Consider the following 17046-nt stretch of genomic DNA (forward strand, 5'->3'; position numbering starts at 1 on the left):
ATGCAACTAAAAAACCAATTTGGAAAAATATCACAGCCATTGATGATTGGGCTTTTGCTTCTAGTAACACTCCTTATTGCTATAGGAATTTGGTTTAGCTCAAAAGATAAAACCACCGATGAACATGCGCATGCCGAACATGAAGAATCTGAACATGCGGATGAACCCGAGGCAGAAAAAGGACATGCCGAGGAAGGTGAAATTCAACTGACGGCGCAGCAACTGACAGAGCAAGGCATTCAAATCGCTTCAGCTCAACAAGGTGTGGTGTCTCAAGTCACCGTTCTGCCTGGAAAGCTTGTGGTTAATACCGATCAGCAAGCTCATATTTCGCCAAACTTTGGTGGGCATGTGGAACAGGTGAATGTTGAACTTGGTCAAAACGTACAAAAAGGACAAACCTTAGCTGTGCTGTCTGTACCCGAGCTGATCGATCAACAGGCCAATTTGCGGATGGCTCAAGCCAGTTTGGATTTGGCACGTCAAGATTATCAACGTGAACAGCAGTTATGGTCACAGGGCATTTCTGCCAAGCAAGATTACCAACGGGCAGAAAATGCTTACCGACAAGCGCAGATTACTGTGCAATCGGTGCAAAGTCGCTTAAACGCCCTAGGGGCAACAGGTGGAGTAAATGGTCGTTTTGCCATCAAAGCCCCCATTTCAGGTGTGATTAGCCAAAAAGATATCGTGGTGGGTGAAAACGTACAATTGGCCGATCAGCTTTTTGTGATTGAACAATTTAAAGAGTTATGGCTTGAGTTTAATCTGCCTGCTCAGTACTCAGGTCAGTTACAAGCCAATCAGAGTCTGACATTTAAGCCGAATGCTTCTGAGCAAAAATATGAAGCCGTCATCCAAAGCTTAACCTCTCAAGCCGATGCACAAACAGGACGCTTGGTGGTACGTGCTAAATTAAAAAGCCAAGCGGCGGAACTACGTCCAAATGTTTTAGTGAATATCTTTTTAGACAATACCAGTTCAAAAACAGCGCTTCGCGTCCATAAAAGTGCTATTCAAAACATTGAAGGTCAAGCTTCAGTATTTGTGGTCGACGCTGAACAAAAAGGACAAGTGCATTTGAAAGCGCAGTCCGTTCAACTTGGGCAAGCTTCAAATGACGCTCAATGGGTAGAAGTGATTTCAGGCTTAACCGAAGGTCAGCGCTATGTCAGTCAAGGCAGCTTTGTGCTTAAGTCTGAACTCGAAAAAGGCGAGGCTGATCATGCGCACTAATCATGATTTACCCAAGCCTGAGGGTTTGTTTGAACGAATTATTCAGTTCTCTATTCAAAATGCAATTTGGGTCATGCTCTTTGTCTGTACATGGATCGCGGTCGGGGTTTACAGCTATCAAAAACTGCCGATCGATGCAGTGCCCGATATTACCAATACGCAAGTACAAATTAATACCCAAGCCAATGGTTTTACCGCACTGGAGGTTGAGCAGCGGATTACCTATCCGATTGAAACTGCAATGGCGGGTATTCCCGATTTACAGCTGACTCGTTCTATTTCACGTTATGGTTTGTCCCAAGTCACTATTGTTTTTGAGGATGGCACAGACATCTATTGGGCACGTCAGCAGATTAATCAGCGGGTACAAGAGGTCAAAGCAGATTTACCTAGCGATGTTTCCCCAACCATGTCACCAGTTTCGACGGGTTTAGGTGAAATTTATCAATGGGTCATTAAAGCCGAACCGAGTGCAAAAAAAGCCGATGGTACAACTTATAGCGCGATGGACTTGCGGGAGATCCAAGATTGGATCGTTCGTCCACAATTGCAACGTGTTGCGGGGGTGGCCGAGGTCAACAGTATTGGTGGGTTTAACAAAACCTATGTGGTTGCTCCCGACTTAAACCGTATGCAACAGTTAAATATTTCCTTAAGCCAACTGCAAACCGCTTTACAGGAAAATAATGAAAACCGTGGAGCGGGTTATATTGAGGAAAATGGTCAGCAACTCACAGTGCGTGTTCCGGGGACACTCAACAGTCTTGCAGACATTGAAAATACAACGGTTGCCAGCCCAAATGGGAACCCCATTCGTGTTGCAGATATTGCACAGGTTTCAATTGATCATGACCTCCGAACAGGAGGCGCAACCTATAACGGCGAAGAAACTGTACTCGGCATCGCTATGATGATGATGGGTGAAAACAGCCGAACGGTGTCTAAAGCTGTAGATGCCAAAATTCAAGAGGTGAAAAGTAGTTTACCGCAAGGTGTCACAATAGAAACGGTTTATAACCGCACGACCTTGGTGGAAAAAGCCATTAAAACGGTGCAAAAGAACTTGGTTGAAGGCGCAATCTTGGTGATTGTGATCCTGTTTTTATTCTTAGGTAATATTCGTGCTGCGTTAATTACAGCCTGTGTGATTCCACTGTCTATGCTGTTTACTTTAACGGGTATGGCACAGCAGAACATCAGTGCTAACCTGATGAGTTTAGGGGCATTGGATTTCGGGATTATTGTCGACGGTGCAGTGGTAATTGTTGAAAACTGTATTCGCCGTTTAGCCCATGCACAGCAGTCACTCAAACGTCCGTTAACTCAGTCGGAACGTTTTAAAGAAGTGTTTTTGGCAGCGCGTCAAGCCCGCCGTCCACTCATTTTTGGTCAACTGATTATTTTAGTGGTGTATTTACCGATTTTTGCACTGACCGGTGTAGAAGCAAAAATGTTCCACCCAATGGCTTTGACTGTTGTACTTGCGCTCGTTGCAGCCATTATTTTGTCGATCAGCTTTGTACCTGCGGCTGTCGCACTTTTTGTTAAAGGTGACATCAAAGAAACTGAAAGCCGTTGGATGCTGTGGCTAAAAAATCGTTATCAGCGGGTATTGGACTGTGCCTATCAGTATAAAGCGGTGGTTTTAACCTTTGCACTGTGCTTGTTGATGTTGACAGGATTACTTGCAACGCGTATCGGCAGTGAGTTTGCACCGCAACTGAGTGAAGGTGACTTTGCTGTACAGCAACTGCGCTCTCCAAGCACTGGTTTAGAAGAATCACTTCGTATTCAGGAAAATACTGAAAAGCTACTTCTGAAAAAATTCCCTGAAATACACGCTATTTTTGCGCGTACGGGTACGGCTGAAGTAGCGACCGATGTAATGCCTCCAAATATTTCAGATGGTTATGTCATGTTAAAACCCCGTGATGCATGGCCAAATCCAAAAGAAACATTGGATGAGCTTCGTAGCCGTATGCAGGCGTATTTAGCGACATTGCCCGGGAACAACAGTGAGTTTTCTCAGCCAATTGAACTGCGTTTCAATGAGTTAATATCGGGTGTACGTAGTGATGTCGGTGTCAAAATTTTTGGCGATGACATGCAAGTATTAAATGCGGAAGCTGAAAAAATAAGTAAATTGATTCAGCAGATTTCAGGCAGTACCGCCGTTAAAGTTGAACAAACGTCGGGTTTACCTTTGCTCAATGTGGAAATTGATAAAAGCTTGGCAGCGCAATATGGCCTAAGTGTCAAAACCATACAAGACTATTTGTCAGCAAGCATTGGCGGACAAAATGTTGGTGAAATTTTACAGGGCGACCGCCGTTTTGACTTTGTCATTCGGCTCAGTGAGCAAGATCGTAGTATCAATGGGATTGCGCAACTGCCAATACAGCTTCCAAATGGTGGCAGTATTTTACTCACCGATATTGCCACTGTAAAAATGATGGATGGCATTAACCAAGTCAGCCGCGAAAATGGCAAACGTCGTGTGATTGTCACGGCGAATGTGGAAGGGCGTGATTTGGGCTCTTTTGTCACAGAAGTACAAAGTCAGCTTAAGCAGTATCCTCTACCAAGTGGTTACTGGATTGAATATGGTGGTCAATTTGAAAATCTGGCCTCGGCGCAGGCTCGAATGCAGATTGTGATTCCACTGGCGTTACTGACGATCTTTATTTTGCTGATGGCCGTTTTCCATAACGTCAAAGAAAGCTTGTTGGTGTTCACGGGTGTTCCATTTGCTCTAACTGGCGGAGTGTTTTTCTTGTGGTTAAGAGACATTCCCTTGTCAATGTCGGCGGGCATTGGTTTCATTGCCTTATCTGGCGTCGCCGTCTTAAATGGTTTGGTCATGCTGACCTTTATTAAAGAGTTAAGAGAGCAATATCAGCTGCATGAAGCCGTTTGGCAGGGAGCGATTTTGCGATTAAGGCCTGTTTTAATGACTGCTTGTGTGGCGTCTTTAGGTTTTGTTCCCATGTCGCTTGCTACGGGCACAGGGGCAGAGGTCCAACGTCCACTGGCGACCGTGGTGATTGGTGGAATTATTTCTTCGACGTTATTGACCTTGGTGCTATTACCAGTATTGTATCGTTGGATGAATGCAAAAAAAGAAACGAAAGTTTAATCCCTTAATCAGTTGAAGTATGAGGAGGTAAAATAGTCTCCTCATGCTTGAGTGTGAGAAAATTATGCAGAAGAACGGGCTTGATAAAAACCTGCATCGGAACGAGCTAGTGCTGGTAGTCCACGAATTTGATCGGCAATTTTCTCAGCCATCATAATCGTTGTAGCATTCAAATTCCCTGTGATAATTAACGGCATAATAGAGGCATCAACCACACGTAAATTGTGCAGACCATGCACACGCCCTTGACCATCGACCACGGCCATTTCATCTTCGCCCATTTTGCAACTACAAGAAGGGTGGTAGGCCGTTTCAGCATGATTGCGTACGAAGTCATCCAATTCTGCATCACTGCTTAAATGTTTACCCGGACTAATTTCTTCACCGCGATAAGGATCTAATGCAGGTTGTTGCATGATTTCACGTGTAATCCGAATAGCATCGCGGAATTCGCGCCAATCTTGCTCTGTAGACATATAGTTGAACAGAATACTTGGATGTTCAAATGGATCTTTAGATTTTAGTTTGATGCGTCCACGCGAGGGTGAGCGCATAGAACCGACGTGGGCTTGAAAGCCATGTTCTTTGACTGCGTTGCTACCATTGTAGTTAATCGCAACAGGTAGGAAATGAAACTGAATATTGGGCCAAGAAAATTCATCGGAAGAGCGAATAAACCCCCCTGCTTCAAATTGGTTGCTGGCGCCAATCCCAGTTCCATTGAATAACCATTCGGCACCAATGGCAGGCTGGTTATACCATTTCAAGGCGGGGTAGAGCGAAACAGGTTTTATGCATTTATATTGCAGATACATTTCCAGATGGTCTTGTAAATTTTCCCCGACACCAGGTAAATCATGGATAAGTTCAATATCTAGATCACGCAATAACTCGCTAGAGCCTACACCTGAACGTTGTAAAATTTGTGGAGATGCAATTGCGCCTGCACAGAGCAAAACTTCTTTATTCGCATAGACCTGATGTAACTGTTGCCGATTTGCACCTTGCAGGTATTCCACCCCAATTGCTTGTTTGCCACTAAACAGAATTTTATGGGTGGTGGCATGCGTCATGATGGTCAAGTTGGGGCGCTGCTTTGCCATATCCAGATATCCGCGGGCTGTACTGGCGCGTCGACCCTTGGGCGTGACGGTTCGATCCATAGGACCAAAACCTTCTTGTTGATAGCCGTTTAAGTCATCTGTACGTGGATAACCTGCTTGTACGCCAGCTTCTACCATCGCATGAAACAGCTCATTATTATTGGCTTTCGGTGTAGCAACACTTACAGGTCCATGATCACCATGATAGTCGTTGGCGCCAATATCACGACTTTCTGCTTTGCGGTAGTACGGCAAACAATCGGCATAGCTCCAGTTTTCCAAACCTTTTAAAGTTGACCACTGTTCTAAGTCCATGGCATTGCCACGGATATAGCACATGCCATTAATCAGTGAAGATCCACCCAAACCTTTGCCGCGTCCACATTCCATGCGGCGGTTATTCATATGCGGTTCGGGGTCAGTTAAATAAGCCCAGTTATAGCGTCGCCCTTGCAGTGGATAAGCCAACGCAGCAGGCATTTGGGTACGAAAATCGAGTCGGTAGTCAGGTCCGCCAGCTTCTAATAATAAAACAGAGACATCGGCATCTTCAGTTAAACGTGCGGCAAGAACATTACCTGCAGAGCCAGCGCCAATAATAATATAATCGTAGTGTGTAGAATGCATAATGATCCTTTTTCTATGGCAGTACCACGCCCGATTAGAGCGTGGCGACATGTTGAGTTGAGGATGTAAAAACAGAAAAATAAAGAACAACGGTCAGTATTTAGCATTTAGAAAATACTGTGATAATCGCCCAATTGGACTTGAATGGATTTAATGCGGGTATAATGTTGCAAAGTAGATAAACCATTTTCACGTCCCACACCCGATTGCTTATAGCCCCCGACAGGCATTTCAGCAGGGGATTCGCCCCAAGTGTTAACCCAGCAAATGCCCGCTTCAAGTTGGTGAATAATGCGATGTGCTTGCGAGATATCTTGTGTTACAACCCCCGCCGCTAGACCATAAGGGGTCTGGTTAGCACGTTGAATGACTTCTTCGATGCTGTCATAAGTCAAAATACTCATCACAGGTCCAAATATTTCATCTTGTACAATTCGCATGTCGTCATGACAGTCTGAAAAAACAGTTGGCATGACATAAGCGCCCTGAGCCAGTTCCGCAGAGGTCGCTCGTTCACCCCCAATTAAAAGTGTCGCACCTTGCTGTTTGCCCAATTCAATATAAGACAAGACTTTTTCCATATGCGGGAAACTGGTGAGCGGACCAAAATTGGTTTCTGCCAACATTGGGTCACCTACACGAATACGTTTAACACGTTCGAGTACAGCCTGTTCAAACTCGACTTTTAGGTGGCGCGGAATAAAGACACGCGTACCGTTGGTGCACACCTGACCCGAACTAAAGAAATTTGCCATCACTGCAATGTCCGCAGCGCGGTCAAGAGGGGCATCAGAGCAAATGATCAACGGAGACTTGCCGCCGAGTTCCATGGTAATTTCTTTTAAACTGGATGCAGCTGCACTGGACATGACTTTTTTGCCTGTTTCCACGCCACCTGTAAAGGAAATTTTGGCAATTTCTGGATGTTCAGTCAGCCATTGACCGACTTCTTGTCCAAGCCCTTGAACCACGTTAAAGACCCCAGCAGGCAAACCCGCTTCGGTATAAATTTCAGCCAACTTAAAGGCCGTCAGTGGCGTAATTTCACTGGGTTTGAAAATCATGGCATTCCCCGCAGCTAAGGCAGGTGCAGATTTCCACAGCGCAATTTGAATGGGGTAGTTCCATGCGCCTATACCCGCGACAACGCCTAAGGGTTCGCGACGGGTATAGAAAAAACTACTTTCACGCAGGGGTACTTGTTCGCCCTGAATCGCAGTTGCAAGACCTGCATAATATTCGAGAACATCCGCGCCAGTTACAATATCGACACTAGAGGTTTCGCTGTATGCTTTACCCGTATCGAGCGTTTCTAGACGGGCAAGCTCATCATTACGTTTACGTAAAATATCCACGGCACGCAGCAGAATACGTGCCCGTTCAACAGCCGTCATGGCGGCCCAAACTTGTTGCCCTTGTTGGGCACTTTTAACCGCCGCATCTACATCGGCTTGACTTGCTTGCTGCACGCTCGCAAGGATTTGACCTGTAGCAGGGTTAATCGTATCGAAGGTTTTACCACTAGTGGCATTGACATACTGTCCATGGATATACAATTGATGTAATTGTGCATCATTCATTTTGCTGTTCCTGCCGTATCTGTTGTATTAAGCGAAGTTGCATATCGACATAGTCGTATGCAATAGAACGTGCCAAGTCACGATCAAATGCTTGATGACCACTTAAACTGCCGCGTAACCAAAGACCATCAATCAAAGCAGCAAGCCCTTTGGCGATATGGCTGGCTTTGTCTTTAGGCATCATCTGCAGTAAATGAAATTTTAAATTTGAATAAAGACGTTGGTCATTTATTCGCTGCAAGCGACCTAAATCGGGCATGTGCATGCTGGCGGACCAAAAATCTAACCAGACACGCATCGCTGTTTGATTCACCTGACTGATGTCAAAGTTGGCATCAATAATTGCCTTAAGTAAATTTTCTGGTGTGGGCTGACTAACTTTGGCTTTATAGGTTGCCGCAGTTTCACGTAAGACAAAGAGCATTTGTCGCATACAGCTTTCAATCAAACCCTGCTTATCACCAAAATAATGACTCACAATGCCTGTAGAAAGTTGGGCTTTTTTTGCAATCTGAGCAATAGTGGTATTGGATAAACCCACCTCGTAAATGACCTCATAGGCTGCGCGAATGATTTCTTCACGACGTTCATGCTCAGGTTTAACTCTACGTTTATTCATGATAATCCAGAAAATTTACCTTAGATTTAAAGGTGTTAGATTCAATTATTGACATGGAAAACATCATAGCATTTTTTTATGATACTTTTAATTGATTGAACGTTCAATCAATTAAAAGTATCATGTTGTTTAAATTGAATGCAGCTTTGCAAAGTTTGTTCTCAATTTTTTAAGTATTAATGCTTATTTATCATATGGATAGATTTGTAGTTGGTTTTGGTGAACCTGTGGCAGAGTACGCGCATTTTTTTATGTTCTTGCTTGAAACATCGGATACAACACCTAAAAGCTTCTACAAAAATTGAGTTTAAGGAGAAGAACAGTTTATTTATGTCGTTCTCATGTTGGAATTGGTTGTGTAAGCAGGGCAAATTTAGGGAATTTGTTACACTGCCACATATCTTTATATTCTGGCTAAACATTCGGTTACACGAAGATAGCATTTTTGTCGGAGACAAAAGTACTGTCGTATAGCACTTATCGATTTTTAAGCTCTCGACAGCGAGAAGTTTAAAAATTGATTTTCAACTTATATTTACTTCCTTGAGGATTGTATGGCAACAGATAATCCAAGAGCAGTTGATGATCAAACATTAGTACCAAAAGACCGTTTAAATGGTGTGGTCTTTTATATTTCAGCTCTCATTATTTTAATTTTTTCAATTACCACCATTTTGTTCAATGACTTCGCCAATCAAACGCTGAATGCAGTTTTGGCATGGGTCAGTTCCACCTTCAGTTGGTACTATTTACTGGCTGCCACACTGTATATGGTGTTTGTGATTTTTATTGCCTGTTCACGCTATGGTGATATTAAGCTTGGCCCCAAACATTCTAAACCCGAATTTAGTTTACTCAGTTGGTCTGCCATGCTGTTTTCAGCAGGGATTGGTATCGATTTGATGTTCTTCTCGGTCGCTGAACCTTTATCCCATTATATGCATCCACCAGTAGGTGAAGGACAGACCTTTGAAGCTGCACGCCAGAGTATGGTCTGGACTTTATTCCATTATGGCCTGACAGGATGGTGCATGTACGCCTTGATAGGCATGGCATTGGGATATTTCAGCTATCGCTACAATTTGCCACTCACCATCCGTTCCGCGCTTTATCCGATTTTTGGTCAAAAAATTCATGGTCCGATTGGACATAGTGTGGATACTGCCGCGGTGATCGGGACGATTTTCGGTATTGCGACCACCTGCGGTATTGGTGTCGTGCAACTGAATTACGGTTTACATGTACTGTTCGATTTACCTGAAAATCTGTGGATGCAGGCATCCCTAATTGGTGTTGCTGTAGTGATGACCATTATTTCGGTGACTTCAGGTGTAAATAAAGGTCTGCGCATACTCTCGGAAGTGAATATTTATGTATCCGTGGGTTTGATGCTGTTTATTTTATTCCTCGGCAATACAGAATTTTTACTCAATACTTTTGTGCAAAATATTGGCGATTACATTAGCCGTTTCCCAAGTATGACCTTGGAAAGTTTTGCCTTTCAGCAACCCAAAGAATGGATGAACAGTTGGACGCTATTCTTCTGGGCTTGGTGGGTGGCTTGGTCACCTTTTGTGGGACTCTTTCTTGCACGTATTTCTCGTGGGCGTACCATTCGTGAGTTTGTCAGTGGTACCTTAATCATTCCGTTAATTTTTACCCTAACGTGGCTGTCAATTTTCGGAAATAGTGCATTATACAATGTGATTTTTGATGGAAATCTGGCATTGGCTCAAACCGTCATTGCCAATCCAGCACACGGTTTCTACGACTTGTTGGCTCAATATCCGTATTTTCCTTTTATTGCAGGCATCGCAACCATTACAGGGTTGTTATTTTATGTGACTTCAGCCGACTCAGGTGCATTGGTCTTAGGGAATTTCACCACACAATTTACCAATGTCGACCATGATGCACCACGCTGGCTCAGTGTATTTTGGGCTATTGCCATTGGCTTGCTGACCTTGGCCATGTTGATGACCAATGGGATTACTGCTTTGCAAAATGCAACTATTATCATGGGGTTGCCTTTTAGTTTTGTTATGTTCTTGGTGATGGCAGGTTTATATAAATCTTTAAGACTTGAAGATTATCGACAAGCCAGTAGCAGTTTGAATGCAGCACCTGTGGTGGGTAATGTAGATATTCTGAACTGGAAAAAACGCTTGTCACGGGTTATGCATCATCCTGGAACCAGCGATACCAAACGCATGCTGGATGAAATATGCCGCCCCGCCGTGCTGGCCGTCGCAGAAGAAATGCAAAAAAGAGGCGTGAATATTGACGTGCAGGAAAGTGCATTAGAGCAAGATCCAACTTTATATCATTTAGATTTGATTATTCATCTGGAAGAAGAACAGAACTTTGTTTATCAAATCTGGCCAGTACGTTATATCGCACCCACATTTAGTGAACGTGGTAAGTTGGGTAAACGGTTTTATTTTCGTTTGGAAACCTATCTTTATGAAGGTTCACAAGGTAATGATTTGGTTGGTTACACCAAAGAGCAAGTTATTAATGACATTCTAGACAGATACGAACGACATATGACCTTCTTACATATAAACCGAATCAGTCCTGGAAATCGTCCGTTATTTCCAGACCCACAAAGTTAATCAGGGGACACCATGTATATCTCATATTTACATGCTTTTGCGTTGTTCTTTTCATTGCTTAATCCATTTTTGATGAGCATTTACATGATTGGCATGATTCGTAATTCAGAAGCAAAAGTGTTTAATAAAGCCCTGATTCAAGGCTGTTTAATTGCTTATGCGGTATTTATGCTGTTTGCATGGGGTGGTGAAGCTATTTTCAGCAAATATTTGAATGTGCGGTTTGAGGCATTTCAAATCTTTGGTGGGCTTATTTTCTTGGTGATTGGTTATCGCTATGTGTTTCAAGGTGCAGAAACCATCGGTGAGATGCGGGGAGCACCTGAACATTTGGCAGGTACCATTGCTATGCCTTTTATGATTGGACCGGGGACGATTAGTGCCGCCGTGGTAACAGGCATGACTTTGCCCATTAGTGGGGCTGCGCTGGTAATTTTCCTCACCTTGGCGCTAACCTGTAGTTTAATGATTTTGATGAAGTTTGCGCATGATCATCTCAGGTATAAGCATGCCAAATATATAGACCGTTATGTGGATATTGTAGGTCGATTATCTGCGTTACTGATTGGTACTATTGCGATTGAAATGATTATTACGGGGATTTTAGGTGTGATTGCAGAGATGTAAGTTCATCACAGAAAAAAACCGAATGCAATTCATACAGTTTTTTTATTGTCAGAAATATGATTCTGATTAGGATGCAAATTTCTTAAGAATTTGATGAGGGTGTAAATAATTCTGTGTAAATACAGTTTTATTTACAGTCTCCATACACGTAAAAATCACGCCCCAGTTTAACTGGCAATAGTTTTGAACCCTTAGTTTTGAACCCTTGTATTAAAACTTAAACGAATCTAGCAATTCTTTATTTGATGTTAATACTCATCCAGTATTGAGGTTTTTTATCTTTTCTTGCTTGTGATCTAGGTTGAAATACTCTAATTTCATACTCACCTGACGCAGGTAAAATATAAATACCATTATCATCAAGCTCTGGAGAATATTCTCCAAGACTGATGGAGTCTTTTAATTGATTACCCCATAAGTAAGTTTCAACATTTCCTCCAGTCAACTTCACTTTTAACTTTTGCCCTTTTTTAGCATAAAATTTGTAGGAATCATACTTGTATCCATCTATCCTTCCGTAATAATTTGCAGAGTAAGCTTTTTTTGCAAAGTTAACTACTACAATCTTTCGTATATCATTGTTATCATTTGCAAGTACGGCAGGGCTAAGCATAGTTAAAGTTAGGGCCATACAAGCACCAGCTAGTAATTTCGTATTCGCTATTTTCATAAGTTACCTTAATAATTGTATACCTCACTACAGAATAACATATGAACCCTTGATCCTAGGCAGTATCTAGGACAAACAACTCCTCGTTTGCGAGCAGCTAAAAAAGATCATCTGTTTCAAATTTCTTTTGTGATTCTACTTTTTCCTCGCCAACAATGTCGCAAAACGCTGTTTAATTCGATTACCATCTGCATCTTTACGGTGCAATTCACCGACATTTTCATTGTATTTCACAATATCCCAATCAGCATAATAAGCACTTAACTCACCCGCTTTAAAACTAAAAGGGAAGTCCTGTTGCACAGGGTAATCTTCAGTATTCATCGCGCAAACAATTAAGTTAAAGCCTTGAGGTTTGGTCGCTTGCTGCATATGCTGAATAAGAGGAGGGATAGTTTCAGGCGCCAAAAACATCATTACTACGATACAGTTGATGAAGTCATATTCACCAGTAATAGTGGCATCCTGATTGAAATCCCGAACAGCAGTTTGAATAGATGAAATCTGTTCTGCAGCAATAATTTCATTTAATTTTTGGATACTCACTAGGTTCACATCCCAAGCATCCACCTGAAAACCGTTTTGGCTCAAATACAGCGCATTTCGGCCTGTACCACAGCCAACATCCAAAGCTTTACCCACGGTTAACTGTGGAAGTGCCATTAAAATTTCAGAATGTGTTGGGCTTAATTTATATTTTTTAACAAAATAATCTTGAGGCAAACAATAAAAACTAAGCTGGCACTCAATATCATCACTGGCAGATACAATTTTATGCCACGCTTGCGGTTCAATAAATGGTGGTTGATTTTCCACGGAAAAAATATGCTCAGATTGTACTTCACCAGATTCATGCAGCATCGAAAAATGCAATTCGCCTTTTAAAATAGTCAACTTCGCCCATGTGCCGACTTGGGTATTGTGTTGTTTTTTAAACCCTTGTGGAATTGAGTCATGATTCCAAATAGGAAGTTGTTTATAACAGATCAATTCTTGTTGCATCATAAACTCCAGTTATACCGATTCTGATGGGGTAAAGCTTCACAGTAATGTAGTGTCTTGTGTAGATTAGAAAATATCATCTTCATTTCAGCATAACATTGCAGACCTGTTTCAGCCATCTTCTGAATTTTATCCATCTCATTAAAATCAAAATTATTTAAATGATGTAGATGGTTAAAATACCAAACTGAAAAATATTCACCTCAAATTGCATGATTTTCATGTCTATTCAGTTGTGAATGTTTTACCATAAGCTGTTTTAATTCATTGAATTATCCCGTGTTTATTCAAGCCAATCAGTACGTTATTCCAACACAGCAGCATGATTATCCTGAATGGCATCGTGGGCGTGAGCGTTATGTGCTTTGGTATTTAGCTGTTCAACATCCAGCTTTAGAATGTTATTTACAACAATTAAAACAGCAATTTTCAGATGTATTATTTCGCCCAAACACTCGCCAGTTTCATATCACCTTATATATTTGTGGGTTTTATGCAGCAAAAAAGCATTGGGAAGATGACTTTCTCGAGTCACAATTACAACAACAAGTTCAAGCCTTACAGCAGTTGCAACTAGAGCCTTTTCAACTGAAAGTGGGCGGCATCAATAGTTTTGATAGTGCTTTATTTGTAGAAGTGCAAGATCAATCACAGCAACTGGCGCGTATACGTCAGGCACTTAGCGTAGGCGGGGCTGAAATCGCAGCTTTACAGTATCATCCACATATTACTTTGGGTTTATATCAAACAGCGTGTTCAACCAATTTGATTTTGCAGCGTATTCAAAATCTCCCCGTGCAATATTTCGATTTAGATATCCATCATTTAAATTTTGGTTATTATCAGGCACACACTTTACAAGGTCAGCTATTTAGCACGCATCAATTTCCTTTGGAGCACATGTGATTCAACTTATTTTGGGCGGTGCGCGTTCGGGTAAAAGCCGTATGGCTGAGCAAACCGCGCAGCAACTTGGCAAATCCGTCATTTATGTAGCAACTGCACAAGCGGGCGATGCAGAAATGCAGGCGCGGATTCAGCATCATCAACAACAGCGTCCGCAGACTTGGCAATTGTGCGAAGAGCCTTTGTATTTGGCGGAGCAGTTAAAGATGCTGGATCATCCGAATGCTGTGATTTTAGTAGATTGTCTGACCTTGTGGATGAGTAATTTGTTGATGCAATCTGCAGAAAGCTTTGCCGAACAACAAATTTCAGCATTGCTCGAAGTTTTACCTCAGTTGCAAGCCGATATTATTTTAGTGAGCAATGAAACAGGTTTGGGCGTTGTACCGATGGGCGAAATAACCCGAAAATTTGTCGATGAAACAGGGCGATTACATCAGCAATTGGGACAAATTGCAGACAAAGTGCAGTTCTGTGTCGCAGGTTTTCCAATGCTTTTAAAAGGAGAGAAGAAATGACTTGGTGGTTTGCAGCGTGTCAAAAGCCAAATGAACAGATGAAACAACAGGCAATTGCACGACAACTTCAATTGACCAAACCAACAGGTTCATTGGCAGCATTGGAAAATATTGCGATTCAACTGGCGGCTTTGCAAGGAACAACGCAGCCGAATATTGAACGTCCGTGGATATGTATTTTCGCAGGCGATCATGGCGTGATGGAAGAAAATATTTCCGCCTATCCCCAAGCCGTGACTCGGCAAATGCTACAAAATTTTGCCACAGGTGGGGCATGTATCAGCGTCATCGCCCGACAATATCAGGCGCATTTACAAGTGGTGGATTGCGGCTCGGTCGGGGAAGCGTATGAATATGCAGGAGTAGAGCGGCATTGTATTCGTGCAGGCACAGCGAATTTTGCCAAAACCCGCGCCATGACTGAACAAGCGTGTGCAGATGCGATGGCACTTGGACGTCAAAGTGTGGAAGATGCCATCGCACAGCAGGCCTCGATTTATGTCGCAGGTGAAATGGGTATTGGAAATACCTGTTCGGCATCAGCCTTGTCTTGCTTTTTATTACAAGAACCTGCTGAAGCTTTGACTGGCATAGGCACAGGAATTGACACTGCACAATTGCAACATAAAAAACAGGTGATTGATGCCGCTCTAGCTCTGCATCAAGATTATGTACAAGATGATGCTTTTAAAGCCTTGTGTGCAGTCGGTGGATTGGAGGTCGCTGCAATGGTGGGCGCGTATATTCGCTGTGCGCAGTTGGGCTTGCCGATGGTGGTGGATGGTTTTATCAGCAGTGCTGCTGCATTAGTTGCAGTGCGTTTAAATCCTCAAGTCCGAGAATGGATGTTGTTTGGGCATCAATCGGCTGAATATGGACATCGTCGCTTATTAGAAGCATTAGGTGCACAAGCCTTGCTGCATCTAAATTTACGCTTAGGTGAGGGCAGCGGTGCGGGCGCGGCATTGGGCATTATCCAACTGGCCTGTGCCTTGCATAATCAAATGGCGACTTTTGCCGAAGCTGCGGTTATTGGTGAGAAAGTATCTTTATGATCATGCTAGACCTATTAAGACATGGCGAAACAGAATTGGGTCATACTTTGCGTGGCTCAACCGATGATGCTTTGACTTTAAAAGGTTGGCAAGACATGCAGCAGACTTTAAACACGGCAATAGCTACAGGACAGCGATGGGATGTTGTGGCAAGTTCACCTTTACAGCGTTGTCTGCAGGTTGCTCAGACCTTTGCGCAAGCACAGCAATTGCCACTGTATATTGATGCACAATTTCAGGAAATGCATTTTGGTGCATGGGAAGCTATTTCCACTCAAACCTTATATGAACAATACCCTGAAGATTTAGCTAAATTTTGGATGACACCGACCCAATTTAGTCCGCCACAAGCAGAATCTTTGCTAAATTTTCAGCAGCGCATTTTGCAAGGTCTGTCCGATCTCAACCAATATTTACAACAACTCGAGCAACAACCTAAACGTGTGTTATTGGTCACGCATGGCGGGGTAATTAAATTGCTCAAAGTATTGGCGCAGAAAAAATCTTTAGACGATATTTTAAAAATGTCTGCAGCGTTGGGGCAATTGAGTTCATTCCAGTTACATCCCAATGGCAACATTTGCATGCAGGGGCAAACATGACACCTTTTTGGATTGCCTTGCAATTCCTGAGCACTTTTCCTGTTTCTTTAAAACAGATGCCAACTGCAGCGCAAAATGCACAATCACTGCTGTTTTATCCGCTCGTTGGCTTACTAATTGGAGCTGCGCTGTGGGGGATGGCGCATTTATTGCAATTCTTGCCTTTGGTTCTGAGTAGCAGCTTAATTTTAGTGCTCTGGATTTGGCTGACAGGTGGTTTACATTTAGATGGACTGGCTGATACTGCCGATGCATGGGTCGGCGGTTTTGGTGATCCTGAACGTAGCTTAAACATCATGAAAGACCCAAGCAGCGGCCCGATTGGAGTATTGAGCTTACTGATCTGCTGTTTATTAAAATGGTCTGCGTTGTATGTATTGCTCGAACAACAGTATTTGGCATTTTTGCTGTTTGTACCCGTATTGGGACGATTAAGCGCTTTGGTTTTATTTTTAAGCACGCCTTATTTACGTGCCAATGGTTTAGGCACTGCTATTCAGGCACATTTGCCTAAAACAGGCACAAAAATTGTGATCGCATTGACCTTGCTTGCAGGAGTGCTTTGGGGATGGGTGGGTTTGGTGACCGTTCTGACTTTTATCCTTAGCACCTTGTATTTGCGATATAAATTTATGCAGCGTTTAGGTGGAATTACGGGCGATACCGTTGGTGCGAGTATTGAAATAACAGAAAGCATGATGTTATTGGCTATTGCGATTCTTTGGTTTTTAATAAATTAGCTTTTGAGCA

At 42.8% G+C, this 17046-nt stretch carries 14 protein-coding genes; 9 read left to right on the plus strand and 5 right to left on the minus strand.

The genetic code is table 11. The features are described 5' to 3' along the window. Both AC07E5_RS03580 and AC07E5_RS03585 read left to right on the plus strand, forming a co-directional pair. The gene (locus AC07E5_RS03580; RefSeq protein WP_498624606.1) at positions 1 to 1236 is read left to right on the plus strand and encodes an efflux RND transporter periplasmic adaptor subunit; all 1236 of its coding nucleotides are present in this window, start codon (positions 1 to 3) and stop codon (positions 1234 to 1236) included. Beyond that, on the plus strand, positions 1226 to 4372 hold the full coding sequence (locus AC07E5_RS03585; protein ID WP_498624607.1) for an efflux RND transporter permease subunit: 3147 nt from the start codon (positions 1226 to 1228) through the stop codon (positions 4370 to 4372). Before AC07E5_RS03580 ends, AC07E5_RS03585 begins: the two co-directional genes overlap by 11 nt. Positions 4373 to 4434: 62 nt before the next feature. On the opposite strand, the gene betA is transcribed toward AC07E5_RS03585, so the two are convergent. The 3 genes from betA to betI all read right to left on the minus strand — a co-directional run bounded on the left by betA (position 4435) and on the right by betI (position 8301). Further along, positions 4435 to 6102, minus strand: a complete 1668-nt coding sequence (betA, locus tag AC07E5_RS03590) for a choline dehydrogenase (protein ID WP_498624608.1) — start codon at positions 6100 to 6102, stop codon at positions 4435 to 4437. A 107-nt stretch (positions 6103 to 6209) separates the two neighbouring features. After that, the gene (betB, locus tag AC07E5_RS03595) at positions 6210 to 7682 is read right to left on the minus strand and encodes a betaine-aldehyde dehydrogenase (RefSeq protein WP_253116601.1); all 1473 of its coding nucleotides are present in this window, start codon (positions 7680 to 7682) and stop codon (positions 6210 to 6212) included. After that, positions 7675 to 8301 (minus strand): transcriptional regulator BetI, encoded by a 627-nt coding sequence (gene betI, locus AC07E5_RS03600; RefSeq protein WP_004976938.1) that lies wholly within the window; start codon positions 8299 to 8301, stop codon positions 7675 to 7677. The genes betB and betI overlap by 8 nt, the downstream gene beginning before the upstream one ends. A 554-nt stretch (positions 8302 to 8855) precedes the next feature. Here betI and AC07E5_RS03605 point away from each other — a divergent pair. Together AC07E5_RS03605 and AC07E5_RS03610 are read left to right on the plus strand one after the other, a co-directional pair. Further along, positions 8856 to 10916 carry a choline transporter gene (locus AC07E5_RS03605; protein WP_498624609.1) on the plus strand — a complete coding sequence of 687 codons (2061 nt, stop codon included), beginning with the start codon at positions 8856 to 8858 and terminating at the stop codon, positions 10914 to 10916. A 12-nt stretch (positions 10917 to 10928) separates the two neighbouring features. Continuing rightward, positions 10929 to 11543 carry a MarC family protein gene (locus tag AC07E5_RS03610; protein ID WP_498624611.1) on the plus strand — a complete coding sequence of 205 codons (615 nt, stop codon included), beginning with the start codon at positions 10929 to 10931 and terminating at the stop codon, positions 11541 to 11543. 238 nt (positions 11544 to 11781) lie between these two features. Here the strand turns inward: AC07E5_RS03610 and AC07E5_RS03615 are convergent, their stop codons facing one another. After that, positions 11782 to 12213 (minus strand): PPC domain-containing protein, encoded by a 432-nt coding sequence (locus tag AC07E5_RS03615; protein ID WP_004976922.1) that lies wholly within the window; start codon positions 12211 to 12213, stop codon positions 11782 to 11784. Between the two features lie 135 nt (positions 12214 to 12348). Then, a complete protein-coding gene (gene tehB, locus AC07E5_RS03620) occupies positions 12349 to 13215 on the minus strand; it encodes an SAM-dependent methyltransferase TehB (RefSeq protein WP_179995339.1) in 867 nt (288 codons plus the stop codon). A gap of 279 nt (positions 13216 to 13494) precedes the next feature. Between tehB and AC07E5_RS03625 the strand changes: the two genes are divergently transcribed. Genes AC07E5_RS03625 through AC07E5_RS03645 form a run of 5 tightly spaced genes read left to right on the plus strand, consistent with a single transcriptional unit; the run spans position 13495 to position 17036 of the window. Next, positions 13495 to 14121 (plus strand): 2'-5' RNA ligase family protein, encoded by a 627-nt coding sequence (locus tag AC07E5_RS03625; protein ID WP_179995338.1) that lies wholly within the window; start codon positions 13495 to 13497, stop codon positions 14119 to 14121. Next, positions 14118 to 14639, plus strand: coding sequence for a bifunctional adenosylcobinamide kinase/adenosylcobinamide-phosphate guanylyltransferase (gene cobU, locus AC07E5_RS03630; RefSeq protein WP_096901203.1), 522 nt, complete (start codon positions 14118 to 14120; stop codon positions 14637 to 14639). Before AC07E5_RS03625 ends, cobU begins: the two co-directional genes overlap by 4 nt. Next, on the plus strand, positions 14636 to 15694 hold the full coding sequence (gene cobT, locus AC07E5_RS03635; protein ID WP_498624614.1) for a nicotinate-nucleotide--dimethylbenzimidazole phosphoribosyltransferase: 1059 nt from the start codon (positions 14636 to 14638) through the stop codon (positions 15692 to 15694). The genes cobU and cobT overlap by 4 nt, the downstream gene beginning before the upstream one ends. Continuing rightward, the gene (locus AC07E5_RS03640; protein ID WP_498624615.1) at positions 15691 to 16296 is read left to right on the plus strand and encodes a histidine phosphatase family protein; all 606 of its coding nucleotides are present in this window, start codon (positions 15691 to 15693) and stop codon (positions 16294 to 16296) included. The genes cobT and AC07E5_RS03640 overlap by 4 nt, the downstream gene beginning before the upstream one ends. Further along, on the plus strand, positions 16293 to 17036 hold the full coding sequence (locus tag AC07E5_RS03645) for an adenosylcobinamide-GDP ribazoletransferase (RefSeq protein WP_004976907.1): 744 nt from the start codon (positions 16293 to 16295) through the stop codon (positions 17034 to 17036). Before AC07E5_RS03640 ends, AC07E5_RS03645 begins: the two co-directional genes overlap by 4 nt. Positions 17037 to 17046: the final 10 nt, after the last annotated feature.

It is taken from the genome of Acinetobacter seohaensis, assembly GCF_056431365.1.